This is a genomic window from Marinobacter mangrovi (assembly GCF_016798325.1).
GTDB classification, from domain to species: Bacteria; Pseudomonadota; Gammaproteobacteria; order Pseudomonadales; family Oleiphilaceae; genus Marinobacter_A; species Marinobacter_A mangrovi.
Genome location: NZ_JAERVO010000008.1, coordinates 84851 through 103511 on the forward strand (window position 1 = coordinate 84851; position 18661 = coordinate 103511).

Below are 18661 nucleotides of genomic sequence, written 5' to 3' on the forward strand. Positions count from 1 at the left end.
CCGACCGGCCGCATCAACAGCACCGCCCCACGTCACTTACGATGCCGAGCGTGGTACCCAGAGGGCACGGGCGCCCTCACCCACCCGTTCCACTGGATGGTTGAAGACCCGGGCCAGGTACTCTTCGGTCAACATGGCCGATGCCGGGCCGGCGTCGTGACCGCCATCGGGGTAGAGCAACAGGATGCGATCGGCGTGGCGTGCAGCCAGATTGATGTCGTGCACGGACATGAACACCAGCCGGCCTGAGTCATGGGCCAGCGTCTGGACCTGCGCCATAAGACGCGCCTGATGACGCAGATCCAGGTGATTGGCCGGCTCGTCCAGCAGCAGCACCCCGGGATCCTGGGCCAGCAACGTCGCCAGGGCCACCCGCCGCTGCTCGCCGCCTGACAGCTGGTCCACTCGTGCACTGGCCAGCGCCTCCAGACCACACGCCTGGATCGCCGCCTCGATGAACGGCGTATCCGAAGCCCCGAGTGCCTGCCAACCCTGCCGATGGGCGTAGCGTCCGGCACTGACCGCTTCGGTGACCGTGAATGGAAAGTCCAGCCGGGCCTGCTGTAGCAACAAGCCGATACGGCGGGCCAGCAACTTGCGCGGGCAACGCCGGATATCCACACCGTCAACACAGACCCGGCCGGCAACCACCGGCAACAGGCCCGCCAGGGTCAGCAGCAGTGACGACTTGCCAACACCGTTCTCGCCGAGAACCGCCCAGACCTCGCCGGCTTCCGCTCGCAGATCCAACGGCTGGGCCAGGGCTTTACCGGCCCGCCCAAAGGCCAGAGCATCCAGCTGCAAAGAAGCCATCTAGCTGTCCCCCCGGCGTCGCAGGAGATACAGGAACAACGGCACCCCAACCGCCGCCGTCAACACACCCACGGGCAACTGCCGCGGCGCGATCAGGGTCCGCGCGAAGGTATCCGCCAGCATCAGCAGTGCGCCGCCGGCCAACAGGCTGGCAGGCACCAGCCGCCGATGCCCGGCTCCCAGCCACTGGCGCATGAGGTGAGGCACGACCAGACCGACAAAACCGATGGGCCCGGCCAGGGTCACGGCACAGGCGGTGAGAAACGACGCGGTGATGTAACAGACCGCCCGCAGGCGATGAATTTCCACCCCCAGCACCGCCGCCTGGTCATCGCCACGGGCCAGCAGATCCAGCGCCGGCGCCATCATCCAGGCCGCCAATAGCGCCAGCGCCAGGACCGGCAGCCCCCACCAGGGCGCCACCGGCCTGGAGAGATCCCCCATCAGCCAGAACAGCATCCCCCGCAGGGACTGGTCCGGTCCGAGCACCAGCAGCAGACTGATGCAGGCTCCCCAGCCGGCGGCAATCACCACGCCGGTAAGCAGGAGCCGATCGCCGCGACCATAGCCGCGACCGCCGCCCAGCAGGAAAACCAGCAGCATGCTGGCCAGACTGCCCACGAAGGCACTCCCGGACACCCACCAGGCTTGCAACCCCAGCGTAATGGCACCAAGTGCCGCGACCGCGGCCCCGCCGGAAATGCCCAGCACGTAGGGCTCCGCCAATGGATTGCGCAACAGCACCTGCATCAACACACCGGCCAGTGCCAACATGCCGCCCACCACGAAGGCCGCAACGGCTCGCGGGAGGCGAAGGTCATAGAGAATGGCGGTCTGCCATTGGGGCGCATCGCCCGTGATTACGCCCAACGGATTGAAACTGGCCGATCCCCAGCCGAGTGCGAGACCAAACAGCACCACATTGAGAGCCAGCAGAATTGGTAGCCAGAGACTTGAAAGCCGCACGATTCACCCGGACAACGAAAGGACCCCGAGTATAGCGGTCAGGCGCAAAGGGGTTAAGCGGGAAGACGGGAAAGAAAGCGGGCCGGACGGCCCGCTTTGCTGTCAGGCAGGACGGATCAGAACGCCTTGCTGACCTGCACGCCGGCGCTCCAGGCGCTCAGCTCGTAGGTCGCGGAATAGCTGGCGCCGTTGCCGACCGGCTCGTCGTCGACGGTGTATTCCTGCTCGTTCACGTCCACATCGTCAAACAGCAGGACGCCGGCGGCCACGTCGACCGTCCAGCCACTCTGTGCATCGTTCCACTGGGTACCCAGGGTCAGCCACTGACGGTCGTTCGACGGAATACGTGCTGTCCGGTAATTGTCATCCACCGGAGATTCGTCGTAGGCGTAGCCCGCCTTGAAGGCCCAGGCCGGCGTCGCCTGCCAGATACCACCAACGTTGACCTGCCAGGTGTCGTTCCAGTTCTCGGACACGTGGCCGATCAGGCTGTTATCGCCGTACTTGGGTCCGCCCACGGCGGAGATGGTGCCGCCGTCTTCACGGCTTTCGATGTCCAGGGCCTCGAAACGGCTCCATTTGGCCCAGGTGGCACCGGCCAGCAGGGTCACGGTATCGGTCAGCTTGTGGCGGATACCAAACGTCAGGCTCTCGGGAATGTCCAGCGGGACGTTGGCGTCTTCCTTCGCGGTGACCAGGTTAACGCCGCTGGCAGTCACCTGCGGGAAGTTGGTCAGCGTGGAGTCACCCTCCAGGTTCAGCGTGGTGCCGGTCTGGCCGGACAGGCCGATCTGGGTCTTGTCGGTCAATTCATACAGCAGGCCGAAGCTGATCGTCGCGCCGATGTCGTCCCCTTCGGTATCGAAGTAGCCTTCCTGCGGCAGGCCGTAGTTGCTGTAATCCTGATACTTGGTCAGCCGGCCTTTGGCGTAGATGATGTTGACGCCAATCCCCATGGAGAAGCCTTCGCCATTATTAACGGCGATGGAGGGACTCAGGGCGATGGCCGTCAGCTCGGTTTTGTCGGCAAAGTAACGACCTACGAAATCGTCGTCATAATCCGCCTTCAGGCCATAGGGGGCGTGCAGACCGATGCCCACATCAACGGTGTCGTTGATTTCGTGGGTCACGAAGATGTTCGGCAGGTAGGCCGGGTCGGCGATGTCGCCGCCATCGCTACCGCTGACGTCATTACCGACGTTATCCGTCGCGCTGGCCGTGCCATCTTTGACCTCTGCGTCGATGTCCAGCACAGCCGCACCAAAGGACACATTGGTACCGGACAGCTGGCTCATACCGGCCGGGTTGAAGAACACCGTGGTGGCGTTTTCAGGGTTGGCCGCCGTACCGGCATTGGCCACACCCATCGCGCTTGCGCTTTGTTCATTGAGTGCAAAGCCGCCGGCCATGACCGCTCCGGGGCCGCATAGGGTTGCCGCCAGAATGGCGCGTGACAGGGTATTGTTGTTTCGCATGATTATTATCTCTCCGCCTGTGGACTTGGAAATGGCCGGACCGACCCATGCCTCAACTCACCGCTTCCCTTGCGGGGCGGGCGATTACCACAGCGTCGGTGCACTCCGGACACATCACCGAGGCCGCGAGTATACGCATCGGGCCGGATTGGCCTCAAATGCCAAGGCGACCCATTCGCGAGAACATTTATTAGCTTTAACAACAACTTGAGTGAAATAACAGTGCCGCTGGATGCGGCATGTTCTGATTCAGGGCGTACGGCAGGAACGATATCGGGAGGACCACAGCCCTCCCGATATCGTTTAATCGCCCTGGATCGACAGCTTGTCGACGGTGGATGACAGCTTGTCTGAACCGGCGGCATCAGCCCCCAGCTTGATCATCAGGCGCAGATCGTTGGCCGAATCGGCATGTGCCAGGGCGTCCTCATAGGTGATCGCCCCTTCCGCATACAGCCGATACAGCGCCTGGTCGAAGGTCTGCATGCCGGACTCGTTGGATTTGGCCATCAGCTCCTTGAGCTTGTGCACCTCACCTTTGCGGATCAGGTCCTGTGCCAGCGGGGAGTTGATCAGCACCTCGATGACCGCCCGGCGCCCCTTACCGTCCGGCGTCGGGATCAATTGCTGGGCAATGATGGCCTTGAGGTTCAACGACAGGTCCATCCAGATCTGGTTTTGCTGTTCCGGACTGAAGAACTGGATAATCCGGTCCAGCGCCTGGTTGGCGTTGTTGGCGTGCAGGGTGGCCAGACACAGGTGACCGGTTTCCGCGAACTGGACGGCGTACTCCATGGTCTGCTTGGTCCGCACCTCCCCGATCAGGATCACGTCCGGTGCCTGACGCAGGGTATTCTTCAGGGCCACTTCGAAACTCTCCGTATCGATCCCCACCTCGCGCTGGGTGACGATGCAGCCCTGATGCTGGTGGACGAATTCGATCGGATCCTCGATGGAAATGATGTGCCCGCGGGAATTGCGGTTGCGGTGACCGATCATGGCCGCCAGCGAGGTGGACTTACCGGTGCCGGTCGCCCCCACGAAGATGATCAGCCCCCGCTTGGTCATCGCCAGGTCCTTGATGACGTCCGGCAGGGACAGGTCGTCGATCTGCGGAATCTTCACCTCGATCCGCCGCAGCACCATGCCGCAGAGGTTACGCTGGAAGAAAGCACTGACCCGGAAACGCCCGATGCCCCGCGCGCTGATGGCGAAGTTGCACTCGTGAGTCTCCTCGAACTCGGCGCGCTGCTTGTCGTTCATCGCGCCGTAGACCAGCTCGCGGGTCTGCTCCGGCGTCAACGCGTTCTTGGTCACTGGCAGCACCTTGCCGTTGACCTTCATGCTCGGCGGCACGCCGGCCGTGATAAAAAGGTCCGAACCGCCTTTATCCACCATCAACCGCAGCAGTTTTTCAAATTCCATGTTTCACCTGTGTCTTCCCGATCCGAATGTTATCGACGCCGCGGCTGGGCACGGCGTCAATCACATCAGAAATTGTCCGGCATCTTGGCTTTCGCGCGGGCCGCTTCGCGGGTGATCTGACCTTTCTGCAGCATGCGATGCAAACACTGGTCGAGGGTCTGCATACCCAGGGAACCACCGGTCTGGATGGCGGAGTACATCTGGGCCACCTTGTCTTCCCGAATCAGGTTCCGGATCGCGGACGTCCCGATCATGATCTCGTGGGCTGCGATCCGGCCACCGCCGACTTTCTTCATCAGGGACTGGGAGATGACCGCCTGCAGGGACTCTGAGAGCATCGAACGCACCATGGACTTTTCTTCCGCCGGGAATACGTCGACGATCCGGTCGATGGTCTTGGCGGCGGAAGTGGTGTGCAGCGTGCCGAATACCAGGTGACCGGTTTCCGCGGCCGTCAGCGCCAGACGGATGGTTTCCAGGTCCCGCAGCTCACCCACCAGGATGATGTCCGGGTCTTCCCGCAGGGCCGAACGCAGCGCTTCGTTAAAGCCCAGGGTGTCCCGGTGCACTTCGCGCTGGTTCACCAGGCATTTCTTGGATTCGTGCACGAATTCGATGGGGTCCTCGATGGTAAGGACGTGCTCGTAGCGGCTGTCATTGATGTAGTCGAGCATCGCCGCCAGCGTGGTGGACTTACCGGAACCGGTCGGCCCCGTCACCAGCACCAGGCCCCGCGGGACGGAGGAGATGTCCTTGAACACCTGCCCCATGCCCAGGTCTTCCATGGTCAGGACCTTGGAGGGGATCGTCCGGAAAACAGCACCGGAGCCGCGATTCTGGTTGAAGGCGTTAACCCGGAAACGAGCGACGCCGGGTACTTCAAACGAGAAGTCGGTCTCGAGGAATTCTTCGTAATCCTTTCGCTGCTTGTCATTCATGATGTCATAGATCAGCGAATGGACTTCTTTGTGCTCCATCGGGGGCAGGTTGATCCGGCGCACGTCCCCGTCAACGCGGATCATGGGAGGCAGACCGGCGGACAGGTGCAAGTCGGACGCGCCCTGTTTCGCCGAAAAGGCCAGCAATTCAGTAATATCCATCAGAATTCCTCGGAAGGCTCTTTCTTGGTTCTGTCTGTTCTTCAGGGGTCGTACACCCGGTTCCCGGCCGGCGGTCTGCGCCTTGTGTCGCGGCACGGAGCAAGCCAGAATGGACGCCAGTTTCGACCAGAGGGTTCCAAATGGGCAGCATAGCAGACAATATGGGGGTCGTAACCCGACGCATACAAAAAGCAACAATGGCCGCAAACCGGCCTGCTGACAGTGTGCGACTGCTTGCCGTGAGCAAGCGCAAACCCCCGGAAGATCTGCGTGTTGCGGCCGCTGCCGGCCAGATCGCGTTTGGCGAGAACTACCTCCAGGAAGCGCTGGAGAAGATGGCGGCGCTGGCGGATCTGCCAACTCTGGAGTGGCACTTCATCGGCCCCATCCAGTCCAACAAGACCCGCGACATTGCGGCGCACTTCGACTGGGTTCACAGCGTCGACCGACTCAAGGTTGCCCGCCGCCTTAGCGACCAACGCCCTGCTGATCTTGCGCCACTGAACATCTGCCTGCAGGTGAACGTCGACAACGAGGACACCAAGTCCGGTGCGTCCCTGGCAGACATTCCAGCCCTGGCCGCCGAGGTGCTGACGCTGCCCCACCTGCGCCTTAGGGGCCTGATGGCGATTCCCGATCCGGATCAGCCAGAAGCCGACCTGCGGCAGAGCTTCCGGGCCCTGGCGGACGCGCTGGCGCAACTGCGCCAGGCGCATCCCGAAGCCCAAGGCCTCGACACGTTGTCCATGGGCATGAGTGGCGATCTGGAGACGGCCATCGCCGAAGGCGCCACCCTGGTCCGGGTCGGGACCGCGCTGTTCGGGGCGCGGGAGGCCTGACGAACCTGTTATCATTTTTCCAAACCCTTTCATCAGACTGACGGAGTGCCAGCGTGAGCAAACCCCAGACGATCGCATTCATCGGTGCCGGCAACATGGCAAGCGCCATCATCGGCGGCATGATCGAGAACGGCTTCAAAGCGGAAAACATCTGGGTCAGCGCCCCGGACGACAGTCACCTGCAAAGTATTCGCAACCGCTTTGGCGTGAGCGTGACCACCGACAATCGCCATTGCGCGCAACAGGCGGATCTGATTGTCCTGGCCGTCAAACCGCAGGTCATGCGGCAGGTCTGCCAGAACATTGCCCCGGTGGTGCAGAACACGCGGCCGCTGATGGTCTCCATCGCCGCCGGCCTGGAGTGCGCCACGCTCGACAGCTGGTTGGGCGGTGGACTGCCAGTGGTTCGCGTCATGCCCAACACACCGTCGCTGGTGGGCAAGGGATCGGCCGGCCTCTACGCCACCGATGACGTGGGGCAGGAACAACGGGACGCCGTGAGCGCGATTTTCGAAAGCATCGGCGTGGCCGTCTGGGTCGAGCAGGAAGACCTGCTGCACGCCGTCACCGCCCTTTCCGGCAGTGGACCGGCCTATTTCTTCCTGATGCTGGAAGCCCTGGAAGAGGCCGCCGTGGCCAACGGCCTGGAAGCCACCACAGCCCGCAAGTTGGCCATCCAGACCATGGCCGGCGCGGCGGAAATGGCCGGTCGCGGCCCCGACGAACCGGCCCAGCTCAAGCGCAATGTCATGTCCCCTGGTGGCACCACCGAGCAGGCGATCAAGACGTTTGAAGACGGCGGCCTGCGCGAACTGGTCACCAAAGCCAGCACCGCGGCCTACACCCGTTCCGGTGAAATGGCACGCGAACTCGCCAAAGATGATGAGTAAAGGGTAGAAAAACCCGGACACCGACCGCATTATTGACGCCGAACCCGAGTACGGAGCCCAACATGCTGGCGCAGATTGTGATTGCGACGTTACAGATCATTTCCACGTTCTACCTGACCATAGTCCTGCTGCGTTTCCTACTGCAGCTGGCACGGGCGGATTTCTACAATCCGATCAGCCAGTTCGTGGTCAAGGCCACCAACCCGCCGCTGCGCCCGTTGCGCAAGGTGATTCCCGGCTGGGGCGGCGTCGACGGTGCCGCTCTGGTGTTGGCGATCCTGATCCAGATGCTGACCTTCTTCCTGATCCTGATCACGCTCAGCGGCGGCGTGCCGGCCTTCAACCCGCTGACGCTGGTGGCCTGGTCCGTGGTCACGGTGCTGGGCCTGATCGTGAAGATCTACTTCTGGTCCGTGCTGGCCATCGTGATCATCAGCTGGATCGCGCCCGGCAGCCCCCATCCGGCGATTCAGCTCATCGGCCAGCTGACCGAGCCGGTCATGCGCCCGGTGCGCAACCTGATGCCCGCCGTCGGTGGCCTGGATCTGTCGCCCATCGTGGTGTTCCTGATCCTCAACGTGGTTTCGATCGTGATTGAATACATGGCCCGAGGCGTGGGCCTGGGGCACATCGGCGTCGCCCTGTAATCCCCGACAGCGTCCCACTTCACGCCAGGCCTGCGACCACCCGGTCGCAGGCCCCACTTTTACAAAATGACGCAAATCTATACATGGCGAAACGCATCGCCAGTTGGCTGATTTTTCAAAGTTTCTTCAAAGCCCGCCGATAACCCGACTGGAATCAGGTGCTTGAGACGGTCATACGTCACAGAGAGACCTTTTCCGGTGGCCTACCATAGCTACAATATCCGGAATGATTCGTGCGCCGACGTCCGGCAAAAAAACGGGGGCTGTTTCGCTGACGAGCGGACACCCGAGAAGAACAGCACACGCGCAAATAGGCTAGCCCCATGCATGCAACTGGAAGCTTGACCCACCAGGTGGAGGCCTACCACACCTGGAAGAAGGAACTGATCCGCCAGATCTCCCGCTACCGCCTCTGGCTGCAGGACAACGACCTGTTCTCCGAAGACGTCAGCCAGCGGATACGCCGGGGACTGGAACTGCTGATCGAGGACGAGCTGACCATTGCCTTCGTCGGCGAATATTCCCGCGGCAAGACCGAACTCATCAACGCCCTGTTTTTCTCGGAGTACGGCCAGCGCATCCTGCCGTCCCAGGCCGGCCGGACCACCATGTGCCCGACCGAGCTGTTCTACGACCGCACCGAGGGCAAGGACTACCTGCTCCTGCTGCCGATCGAGACCCGTCGTGAAGACCTGTCACTGCAGCAGCTGCGCAAGCGGACCGACCGCTGGCAGCGCTACGACCTGGACGCCAGCGATCCGACAGTCATGCGTGAGGTGCTGGCTGAAGTGGCCCGGGTGAAGAGCGTTACACCGGCGGAAGCCCGCGATCTCGGCTTCCAGGAAAGCATGCTGGAGAACGACCGCAACAACCCCGGCCACGTCCTGGTCCCGGCTTGGCGTAACGCGCAGATCAGTTTCCGCCACCCGCTGTTCGAGCGCGGCCTGCGCATCCTCGATACCCCGGGCCTGAACGCCCTGGGCTCGGAGCCGGAACTGACCATCAGCATGCTGCCCAGCGCCCACGCGGTCATCTTCCTGCTCAGCGCCGATACCGGCGTCACTGCCAGCGACATGACCGTCTGGAAAGAACACATCACAACGGAAGATGCCGATCACCGCGCCGGCCGCTTCGCTGTACTCAACAAGATCGACGTGCTCTGGGACGACCTACAAGGCCCCGAGCATACCGCTGCCTCCATCGACCGGGTGCGGGAGTACACCGCCGACCACCTGAACATCCACGCCGCCGATGTGATCCCGGTGTCCGCCAAGCAAGGCCTGCTGGCCCGGGTGCAGGGTAACGAGGAGCTGCTGGAGCGCAGCGCCCTGCCAGAACTGGAAAAGCTCATCATCCACCGCATCCTGATGCACAAGGAAGAGCTGATCACCCAGAGCCTGATCAACGACCTGCTGGGCATGCTCCAGAACAGTCAGGCGGCAATGCAGCACCGTCTCGACGCCCTGCGCGAGGAACTGTCGGCCTGCGGGGAGACCCACGTGGATCGCGACGCGCTCAAGCGCCTCGCCGACCGGGCCCAACAGGATTACGACTTCTACTACAAGAAGCTGATCACCCTGCGCTCGAGCCGACGCCTGATGCAGTCCCAGGGCGATATGCTGAAAGACCTGGTGGCCGAAGACCGCTTCGAGGGCCACGTCGAAAAAATTCGCAAGCTGCTCAACAAGAGCTGGACGACGGCGGGCATGAGCCGGGCCATGAACCATTTCTTCGAGTTGCTGGAAAACGATTTCAGCAATCTGCTGGCCGAAGGTCACCTGGCGGAGAAGATGGTGGCGTCCATCTATCGCCGCTACAACGAGGACACCCGCGCCCGACACCTGGAGCCGATCCCGCTGCGTGCCGGCCGTCACGTCATTGCCCTGCGCGAGCTGCGCAAGAAGGCCGACCGGTTCCGTCGTAATCCCAAGAACATGCTCACCGAGCAAACCCTGCTGATCCGCCGTTTCTTCAACGTGATGGTCAGCGAGGCCCGCACCCTGCACACCCGCGTCCGCGCGGACGTGGAACGCTGGCCCCAGGAAGCCCTACTGCCAATCATGCAGTACTCCATGGAACAGAAGCAGCTGCTGGAGCACCAGATCCGTCGGGTACGTGACTCGGTTCGCAATGAGCGCACGCTTAAGGACGAGCGCAAGCGCCTCGAAGAAAGCATCGCCGACTTGAATCGTCAGCTGGAACTGGCGGACAACATGCACCGTCAGATCCGCAAGCCGGCACCCACGCTGATCCAGCAAAAAGTCGTCAATCTCTCGGGCATTGCCTGATCCGACGAACGCCGCAGCCGGCAACGGGCTGCGGCGTCTTGCAGCCGTTGCCCCCCACCTTTAAACTGCTTCGCTGGCCGGCCTTTATGCCTCGTTCACCCTGCCGGCACAGTCCAGGAACCCATTGTATCGATGCCAGATTCGTTACCGCCTGATTCCGTGGGGCTGGTGGAACCCCAGACCCTGCACTTCGATGAGCCGCTGACCCTCGCCTGCGGGCAGACCCTGCCCCATTACGACCTGGTGGTGGAAACCTATGGCGACCTCAACGCCGACCGATCCAACGCGGTGCTCATCTGTCACGCCCTGAGCGGTCATCACCACGCGGCGGGTTACCACAGCCTGGAAGAACGCAAACCCGGCTGGTGGGACAGTTGCATCGGTCCCGGCAAACCCATCGATACCAACCGCTTCTTCGTCGTCAGCCTGAACAACCTGGGCGGCTGCCACGGCAGCACCGGCCCCATATCCACCAATCCCGACACCGGGCACTGCTACGGCCCGGATTTTCCCGTGGTCACCGTCAAGGACTGGGTGGACAGCCAGGCCAAACTGGCCGATCGACTGGGCATCAAACAATGGGCTGCCGTCGTCGGCGGTTCGCTCGGCGGCATGCAGGCGCTGCAGTGGAGCCTCAGTTATCCCGAGCGACTGCGTCATGCCGTCGTGATTGCGTCCACACCGCGGCTGACAGCCCAGAACATCGCCTTCAACGAAGTCGCACGCAAGGCCATCACCTCCGATCCGGAGTTCTATGACGGCCGCTACGCCGAACACAACGCGACGCCGCGACGGGGCCTGATGCTGGCGCGCATGGTGGGACACATCACTTACCTGTCGGACGCCTCGATGGGCGAAAAATTCGGCCGGGAACTGCGCGAGGAGGCCTACAAGTTCGGCTACGACGCCGAATTCCAGGTGGAGAGTTACCTGCGCTACCAGGGCGAACGCTTCTCCGAGACGTTCGATGCCAACACCTATCTGTTGATGACCCGGGCCCTTGACTACTTCGACCCGGCCTACGACTACGATAACGACCTGGCCGCGGCCATGAGCCAGGCCCGGTGCGAATTCCTGGTGCTGTCGTTCAGTACCGACTGGCGTTTCACGCCGACCCGCTCCGAGGAACTGGTCAACGCCATGATCGCCGCCCGCCGCAAGGTCAGCTACGCGGAAATCGATGCGCCCTGGGGCCACGATGCCTTCCTGATCCCGACGCCGCGCTATGAAGACATCTTCACGGCCTACATGGACCGGGTCGCCCGGGAGGTGCAGCAATGAGAGCCGACCTGGAAATCATCGAGAAATGGATCCAGCCTGAAAGTCACGTCCTGGACCTGGGCTGTGGTGACGGCACACTGCTGGATTACCTGCAGCGGGAAAAGCAGGCCACCGGGTTTGGCCTGGAGATCAACCCGGACCACATCACCACCTGCATGGGTCGCGGTGTGAGCGTGATCGAACAGGATCTGGACGTCCAGGGGCTGGGCAATTTCCACGACCAGAGCTTTGACGTGGTGCTGATGACCCAGGCCCTGCAGGCCGTGCGTCGCCCGGACATCGTGCTGGACGAAATGCTACGGCTGGGCCGGGAATGCATCGTTACCTTCCCCAACTTCGCTTACTGGCGACTGCGCTGGTATCTGATGCGCCAGGGCCGCATGCCGGAATCCGAGACGCTGCCCTACAAGTGGTACAACACCCCGAACATTCACCTGTGCACGTTCAAGGATTTCGAGGCACTCTGCTATCGTAAGAACATCCAGATCATGAACCGCACCGTAGTGGACAGCGAACACCGCTACCGCTGGTTCAACCGGCTGTGGCCCAACATGCTCGGGCAGATCGCGATCTACCGCATCACCCGCTAGGCCGCATGAACCGCGAGGAGGTCACCATGAACCGATACATGGCCCGTCTTCAGCTGGTACTCGCCCTGTGTGCCGCCCTGCTGCTGGGCAGCGGCGCGGCCCGTGCCGGCCAGTTCGAACAGTTTGGCGACTACCAGGTGCATTACAGCATCTTCCCCAGCAGCTTCCTCTCGGCGGAGGTCGCCAGCCGCTACGATATCGTGCGCAGCCAGTCCATCGGCATCGTCAACGTCAGCATCCTGCGCCTGGGCGAACAGGGCCGGCTGGAGCCGGTCTCCGGCCAGGTGGAGGGTCAGGTGGTCAACGACATCCAGCAGCGGCGCATCCTCGGCTTTCGGCGCATCAGCGAGGGCGACGCCGTCTACTACATCGCCCAGTTCCCCTTCAGCGAAGGCGAGCTTCTGACCTTTGAGCTGCAAGCCAACGCCCCCGGCGCGCCCGGCAACATGCCGGTCCGGGTGGCCCAAACCCTGATGAACGATTGAGAGACCATGCCTGAACAGCGACTGGTACTGGCCAGCAACAACGCCGGCAAGATCCGCGAACTGAGCGAACTCCTCGCCCCCCTGCATTTCCAGATCGAAGCACAGGGCAGCCTGGGCGTTCCGGAGGCGGAAGAGCCGGCCGTGACCTTTGTGGAAAACGCCCTGATCAAGGCCCGCAACGCCGCCAGCCATACCGGGCTGCCGGCCCTGGCCGACGATTCCGGGCTGGCGGTGGACGCACTCAGCGGCTCGCCAGGCGTGCGCTCGGCCCGCTATGCCGGCGACAACGCCACTGACGCCGATAACGTCCGGCACCTGCTGGAAGCCATGGCCGATATCCCGGACGCCGAGCGCACCGCACAGTTCCACTGCGTGCTCGTGTACCTGCGTCACGCCCAGGATCCGACTCCCCTCATCTGCCACGGCGTCTGGGCCGGTCGCATCCTGACCGAAACCCGCGGCGAGGGCGGCTTTGGCTACGATCCGGTGTTCTGGGTCCCCGAACGCGGCTGCTCTGCCGCGGAACTGGCACGCAGCGAGAAAAGTCGGATCAGTCATCGCGGCAAGGCCCTTGAAGGCCTGCTGGCCAGCCTGCGAGACCGGACGGCCCCATGAATCGTCCGGCCGCTTCCGGCCAACTGCCGCCGCTGAGTCTGTACCTCCACATGCCCTGGTGCGTGCGCAAGTGCCCCTACTGCGACTTCAATTCCCACACCCTGAGCGGAGCCATTCCCGAAGACGACTATCTGGCAGCCCTGCTGGAGGATCTGCAGGCGGATCTGCCGGGCGTCCAGGGACGTCCTGTCGAGACTGTCTTTATCGGCGGCGGCACGCCGTCGCTGATGTCCGGTGACTTCTATGCCCGCCTGTTCGATGGGCTGGCCCGGCAACTGGACTTTGCCGGCGACGCCGAGATCACGCTGGAAGCCAACCCGGGCACGCTCGAGCAGGGCCGTTTTGACGCGTTTCGTCGGGCCGGCATCAACCGGCTGTCGCTGGGCATTCAGAGCTTCGATCCCGCCCAGCTCAAAGCCCTGGGGCGCATCCACGACGACCAGGCCGCTCGCGCAGCGATCCAAGCCGCTCGCGATGCCGGTTTTGACAATTTCAACCTGGACCTGATGCACGGCCTGCCAGACCAGTCCGTCGAGCAGGCACTCGCGGACCTGGACGCCGCCCTGTCCTTCGAACCGCCGCATCTGTCCTGGTATCAGCTGACGCTGGAGCCGAACACCGAATTCTACAGCCGGCCCCCGGACCTGCCGGAAGACGACACGCTTTGGCAGATCTACAGCAGCGGCAGCGCCCACTTGCGCCGCGCCGGCTACGACAGCTATGAGATTTCCGCCTGGAGCCGCCCGGGGCGCGAAGCCCGACACAATCTCAACTACTGGCGTTTCGGCGATTACCTGGCGCTTGGGGCCGGTGCCCACGGCAAGCTGACGGACGGCGACAGCGGCGAGATCCGCCGCTACTGGAAGACGCGCCAACCGGACGCCTACCTCAAACGCCTGGGCAGCCGGACGGCCGGTCAGCAAAGCCTGGAACGGGACGACCTGCCACTGGAGTTCATGATGAATGCCCTGCGGCTGGGCCACGGCGTTGACGAAAGCCTGTTCACAGAACGTACAGGTTTACCGCTGACAGAGATTGCTGCGATACTCACAGACCTGCGCTCAAAAGGGCTGCTGGTGCCTGATCGACTTCAGGCAACGCCGCTGGGACAGCGTTATCTCAACAGCATTCTGGAACCGTTCCTGCCATGAACGAAGGCACCCTGCCCCCGATCCCCCGCCCGCTCAAGCTGCTGACGATCAGCGCCATGATCATGCTGGCCCTGTTGGTGGGCATCAATGTTCCCCTGGTCACCGGCGTCGCGCCGCAGGGCATCATCAGCCTGCAGTTTGCGACCACCGCCGAGCAGACGCTCGACATCCTCAACAGCTGGGGATCGGACAGCAGCCACTGGGCCGTGGCCTCCCTGACCCTCGATTTTCCCTTTGTGGTGATCTATGTGTTGGCGCTGATGGCGTTGACCGACTACCTGATGAGCGATCGGCCGGGTATTCGTGAACGCCAGGCAGGACGCTGGGTGAGAGGCCTGTTCGTGGCCGCCGGGGCCAGCGACCTGGGGGAGAATATCTGCCTGCTGACGAACCTGGCGGAGCCGGATGACGTACTCAGCCTGTCGGCCACTGTCTTCGCGATGATCAAGTTCACCGCCCTGCTGATGGGTGCCGCCGGGCTGGTGGTGATCCGGGCCGCCCGCCGAAATCCTCTCAGCTACTGACGCCGTTCCGGCCGCTTAGTTGGTCCGCCGGAACAGCAGGTCCCAGACGCCATGACCGCGCTGCAGGCCACGATGCTCGAACTTGGTCTGGGGGCGCTCTTTCGGACGCGGGGAGAAACCACCTTCCGGCATGGTGTTGGCAAAGCCTTCAGCTTCGCTCATCACATCCATCATGTGTTCGCTGTAGTTCTCCCAGTCCGTGGCCAGATGGAAGATCCCGCCCACCCGCAGCTTGTGGCGGATGCGCTGGACAAATTCCGGCTGCACCAGGCGACGCTTGTGGTGACGCTTCTTGTGCCAGGGGTCCGGGAAGAACAGCATCACCCGGTCGAGTGAGGAATCCGGCAGGCACAGATCGATCACGTCGTTGGCGTCGATGTTGTAGATGCGCACGTTCTCGAGGCCTTTCTCCTCGATCGCCTTCAGTAAGGCGCCGACACCGGCGGTGTGTACTTCCACGCCGATGAAATCCTGCTCCGGTGCGGCTTCCGCCATGGTGGCCAATGACTGCCCCATACCAAAGCCGATTTCCAGATTGAGGACAGCCTGGCGGCCGAAGACCTGGCGCGGATCGATTATCCCGTCCTCCCGGGTCAGGCCGTATTTGGGCCAGCTCCGGTCATACGCCTTCTTCTGGCCTTCCGTCATCCGCCCCTGGCGCAGCACGAAGCTGCGGATACCACGGCGTGTGGTGACCGGCTCATCAGGGTTATCGGTCGGCTGGCTGTCTTTCTCGTCGGTCATTGAGCTCTCTCGTCTGATTCAATCCGCGGCGCCTTCTGCACCACGCTGTAAAGGGACGCAGTGTATCAAAGCTTACGCGGACTGTGAGGTTTGGACCACTTCCTCTCTCCCCGCGGGAATAGCGGCTATGCTGAGAGAACACAACCTCCCGGGGGCACAGCAAAAGGATCAACGCCATGCCAGCCGCACACAAGGTGACCGTTTTTTTTGACGACCGGGTCCTGGCCCATGCACCGGACACCGAGGCTTCTTTTCTGCCAGCGCGCATGGACCGGCGTATTCGCCAGATTCTGGCCGGCCTCAACGTGCCCTGGCATTACCCGGAACACCCCGGTCGACTCACCGCCATTATGCAGTACCTGGAGGCCAACCCGATTGACGGTCTCCGGTTCGCCAGCGGTGCCAAGGCAACCCCCGAACAGCTGGCCCGGGTTCACACCACGGCCTATCTCAACGAACTGTATGGGTTGCGCGGCCAGAACGCCTGGCTGGACGTGGACACCACCGCGGTCTCCCCCGGCAGTATCGACGCCGCGGAAGTCGCCGCCGGAACCGCCGTGGCGGCGGTCAAGAGTGTGGTGTCGGGAGACTCCGAGAGCGCCTTCGCCCTGGTACGACCGCCGGGGCATCACGCGGAGCCGGTCAGGGCGCGGGGTTTCTGCCTGTTCAACAATGTCGCGGTAGCGGCCGCCCACGCCCAGGCCGAACTCGGCTGCGAGCGGGTTCTGATCGTCGACTGGGACGCGCACCACGGCAACGGCACGCAAGAGATTTTCTGGGCCGATCCGGACGTGCTGTTTTTTGACCTGCATCGGGCCGCCCCGTTCTATCCCGGCTCCGGCCAGCTGGAGGAAGTCGGCGCCGGTCTGGGCGAAGGAACCACGGTGAACGTGCCGCTTCCGGCAGGCACGGGCGACGCGGCCTATCTCAAAGCGATCGATGAGATCCTGGCCCCTGCCGCGGACTGGTTCCAGCCCGACCTGGTGCTGGTCTCCGCCGGTTTCGACCCCCACTGGATGGACCTGGCCCTGAACGTCTCCTACGAAGGCTTCGGTGCCATGGCGGCAGGCATTCAGGCGATTGCCCGCAAGCACTGCGATGGTCGGCTGGCCCTGGTTCTGGAAGGCGGCTACAACCTGGAATCGCTCCCTCGCGGCGTCCATTCGGTGCTGGGCGTGCTCGCCGGCGGACCGGTGCCCGAACCCGGCATTTGCGGTTTTGCGGAAGTCGAAGCGGCGGCCCGCTTCCATCACGACGCTTTCCAATCCCCGGATCTGGATTAGCCGTTTATACCGTGGCGGCCTGGGCGCTGGCCTGTCGACGATCCAGTTTGCGGTAGCCCAGCGCTTCGACGATATGGGATTGGGCCAGACGCTCGTCGCCGGCCAGATCCGCCAGGGTTCGCGCGACTCGCAGAATCCGGTGCAGCGCCCGCGCCGACAGCCCCAGCTTTTCCATCGCCTGGGCCAGCAGGCGCTCGCCCGCCTCGCCCGGGTGGCAATAGTGATCCAGGGCGTCGCCCTTGAGATCCGCATTCAGCGACCCGCGCTCGCGCTGCATCGCCCGGGCACGCAGGACTCGTTCACGCACGGTGGCACTGTCCACGGCCTCCCGGTCCTGGCGCAGCAGGGTTTCGCCGTTCTGGACGGGCACCTCAACGTGCAGGTCGAAGCGGTCCAGCAACGGGCCTGAGAGACGGGACTGATAGCGCAGCACCTGTTGCGGCGAGCACTGGCACTCGATGCTGGGGTGGCCGCGATAGCCGCAGGGGCACGGGTTCATGGCGGCGATTACCTGGAACCGGGCGGGATAGGTGACCTGCTGGGCCGCCCGGGAAATGACGATTTCGCCGGACTCCATGGGCTCACGCAGCACCTCCAGCACCTTGCGGTCGAATTCCGGCAGCTCGTCCATAAACAGGATGCCCCGATGGGCGAGCGAGATTTCTCCCGGGCGCGGGCTGCTGCCACCGCCCACCAGCGCCACGGCGGAAGCCGTGTGATGAGGGGCCCGATACGGTGGGCGTCGCCAGCTTTCCGGAGCCGGGGATTCCCCCGCCACCGAACGCACGCTGGCCACTTCGAGCGCGGCATTGTCATCCAGCGGCGGCAGGATACCGGGCATCCGGCTGGCCAGCATGCTCTTGCCGGTTCCGGGCGGGCCAAATAAAAGCAGATTATGATTGCCGGCCGCGGCCACCTCCAGCGCCCGTTTGGGCACATGCTGGCCGCGCACATCCCGGAGGTCCGGGCAGCCGATATCCAGGTCCGGTTCCGGGCACCGCTCCAGGGGCGAGAGCGGCTGATCGCCGCACAGGTGGGCCACCACATCCATCAAATGGCCGGCGGCGAACACATCGTCCTCGGCCGCCAACGACGCCTCTTCGGCATTGCCCGCCGGGATCAACAGTTGGCGTCCTTCCTCCCGGGCCGCCATGACGGCAGGCAACACGCCGCGCACCGGCCGCAGGGCACCGTCCAGGGCCAGTTCGCCCAGGCACTCCAGTTGCTGCAGGCGCTCGGACGGCACCTGCCCGGATGCGGCCAGGATGCCCAGCGCGATCGGCAGGTCAAAACGCCCACCCTCTTTGGGCAGGTCGGCCGGCGCCAGATTGATCGTGATACGGCGGGTGGGAAATTCGAAGCCCGCGTTCATCAGCGCACTGCGCACGCGATCCTTGCTTTCACGAACAGCGGTTTCCGGCAATCCGACGATCGACAGGGACGGCAGACCGTTGGAAAGATGGATCTCGACGGTGACGGACGGGGCGGACACGCCCAGGCGGGCGCGGGTGTGGACAATCGCAAGCATGACAACCTTCCATGGTG

Annotated in this window: 18 protein-coding genes; 11 read left to right on the forward strand and 7 right to left on the reverse strand. The window is 63.4% G+C overall.

Annotation, left to right across the window (positions count from 1 at the left end; translation table 11 throughout):
• Positions 1 to 36: 36 nt before the first annotated feature.
• The 5 genes from JL474_RS19660 to JL474_RS19680 form a co-directional block, all read right to left on the reverse strand.
• The gene (locus JL474_RS19660) at positions 37 to 813 is read right to left on the reverse strand and encodes an ABC transporter ATP-binding protein (protein ID WP_203143546.1); all 777 of its coding nucleotides are present in this window, start codon (positions 811 to 813) and stop codon (positions 37 to 39) included.
• A complete protein-coding gene (locus JL474_RS19665; protein ID WP_203143549.1) occupies positions 814 to 1779 on the reverse strand; it encodes a FecCD family ABC transporter permease in 966 nt (321 codons plus the stop codon).
• 116 nt (positions 1780 to 1895) lie between these two features.
• Positions 1896 to 3254: an OmpP1/FadL family transporter gene (locus tag JL474_RS19670; protein ID WP_203143551.1), complete on the reverse strand. Its 1359-nt coding sequence runs from the start codon at positions 3252 to 3254 to the stop codon at positions 1896 to 1898.
• Positions 3255 to 3557: 303 nt separating this feature from the next.
• Positions 3558 to 4679 carry a PilT/PilU family type 4a pilus ATPase gene (locus JL474_RS19675; RefSeq protein ID WP_123636413.1) on the reverse strand — a complete coding sequence of 374 codons (1122 nt, stop codon included), beginning with the start codon at positions 4677 to 4679 and terminating at the stop codon, positions 3558 to 3560.
• 65 nt (positions 4680 to 4744) lie between these two features.
• Positions 4745 to 5779: a type IV pilus twitching motility protein PilT gene (locus JL474_RS19680; protein WP_123636412.1), complete on the reverse strand. Its 1035-nt coding sequence runs from the start codon at positions 5777 to 5779 to the stop codon at positions 4745 to 4747.
• Between the two features lie 140 nt (positions 5780 to 5919).
• Between JL474_RS19680 and JL474_RS19685 the strand changes: the two genes are divergently transcribed.
• The 10 genes from JL474_RS19685 to JL474_RS19730 all read left to right on the forward strand — a co-directional run bounded on the left by JL474_RS19685 (position 5920) and on the right by JL474_RS19730 (position 15089).
• Positions 5920 to 6618: a YggS family pyridoxal phosphate-dependent enzyme gene (locus JL474_RS19685; protein WP_203143553.1), complete on the forward strand. Its 699-nt coding sequence runs from the start codon at positions 5920 to 5922 to the stop codon at positions 6616 to 6618.
• Between the two features lie 53 nt (positions 6619 to 6671).
• Complete coding sequence (gene proC / locus JL474_RS19690; RefSeq protein WP_203143555.1) at positions 6672 to 7508, forward strand: pyrroline-5-carboxylate reductase; 837 nt, start codon at positions 6672 to 6674, stop codon at positions 7506 to 7508.
• A gap of 62 nt (positions 7509 to 7570) precedes the next feature.
• Positions 7571 to 8155, forward strand: coding sequence for a YggT family protein (locus JL474_RS19695; protein WP_123636409.1), 585 nt, complete (start codon positions 7571 to 7573; stop codon positions 8153 to 8155).
• 323 nt (positions 8156 to 8478) lie between these two features.
• Positions 8479 to 10443, forward strand: coding sequence for a dynamin family protein (locus JL474_RS19700; protein ID WP_203143557.1), 1965 nt, complete (start codon positions 8479 to 8481; stop codon positions 10441 to 10443).
• A 132-nt stretch (positions 10444 to 10575) separates the two neighbouring features.
• On the forward strand, positions 10576 to 11724 hold the full coding sequence (metX, locus tag JL474_RS19705) for a homoserine O-succinyltransferase MetX (RefSeq protein WP_123636407.1): 1149 nt from the start codon (positions 10576 to 10578) through the stop codon (positions 11722 to 11724).
• A complete protein-coding gene (metW, locus tag JL474_RS19710) occupies positions 11721 to 12314 on the forward strand; it encodes a methionine biosynthesis protein MetW (RefSeq protein ID WP_123636406.1) in 594 nt (197 codons plus the stop codon). Before metX ends, metW begins: the two co-directional genes overlap by 4 nt.
• A gap of 26 nt (positions 12315 to 12340) precedes the next feature.
• The gene (locus tag JL474_RS19715) at positions 12341 to 12799 is read left to right on the forward strand and encodes a DUF4426 domain-containing protein (protein ID WP_123636405.1); all 459 of its coding nucleotides are present in this window, start codon (positions 12341 to 12343) and stop codon (positions 12797 to 12799) included.
• 6 nt (positions 12800 to 12805) lie between these two features.
• The gene (gene rdgB / locus JL474_RS19720) at positions 12806 to 13414 is read left to right on the forward strand and encodes an RdgB/HAM1 family non-canonical purine NTP pyrophosphatase (RefSeq protein ID WP_203143559.1); all 609 of its coding nucleotides are present in this window, start codon (positions 12806 to 12808) and stop codon (positions 13412 to 13414) included.
• Complete coding sequence (hemW, locus tag JL474_RS19725) at positions 13411 to 14565, forward strand: radical SAM family heme chaperone HemW (RefSeq protein ID WP_203143560.1); 1155 nt, start codon at positions 13411 to 13413, stop codon at positions 14563 to 14565. The genes rdgB and hemW overlap by 4 nt, the downstream gene beginning before the upstream one ends.
• Positions 14562 to 15089 (forward strand): hypothetical protein, encoded by a 528-nt coding sequence (locus tag JL474_RS19730; RefSeq protein ID WP_203143563.1) that lies wholly within the window; start codon positions 14562 to 14564, stop codon positions 15087 to 15089. Before hemW ends, JL474_RS19730 begins: the two co-directional genes overlap by 4 nt.
• A 15-nt stretch (positions 15090 to 15104) precedes the next feature.
• Here the strand turns inward: JL474_RS19730 and trmB are convergent, their stop codons facing one another.
• Positions 15105 to 15833, reverse strand: coding sequence for a tRNA (guanosine(46)-N7)-methyltransferase TrmB (trmB, locus tag JL474_RS19735; protein WP_203143564.1), 729 nt, complete (start codon positions 15831 to 15833; stop codon positions 15105 to 15107).
• Positions 15834 to 16009: 176 nt separating this feature from the next.
• On the opposite strand from trmB, the gene JL474_RS19740 reads away from it, so the two are divergent.
• Positions 16010 to 17116 carry a histone deacetylase family protein gene (locus JL474_RS19740; protein WP_203143567.1) on the forward strand — a complete coding sequence of 369 codons (1107 nt, stop codon included), beginning with the start codon at positions 16010 to 16012 and terminating at the stop codon, positions 17114 to 17116.
• Between the two features lie 4 nt (positions 17117 to 17120).
• Here JL474_RS19740 and JL474_RS19745 read toward each other — a convergent pair whose 3' ends face one another.
• Entirely contained in the window at positions 17121 to 18644 is a 1524-nt protein-coding gene (locus JL474_RS19745) for a YifB family Mg chelatase-like AAA ATPase (RefSeq protein WP_203143569.1), read from the reverse strand.
• Positions 18645 to 18661 lie beyond the last annotated feature (17 nt).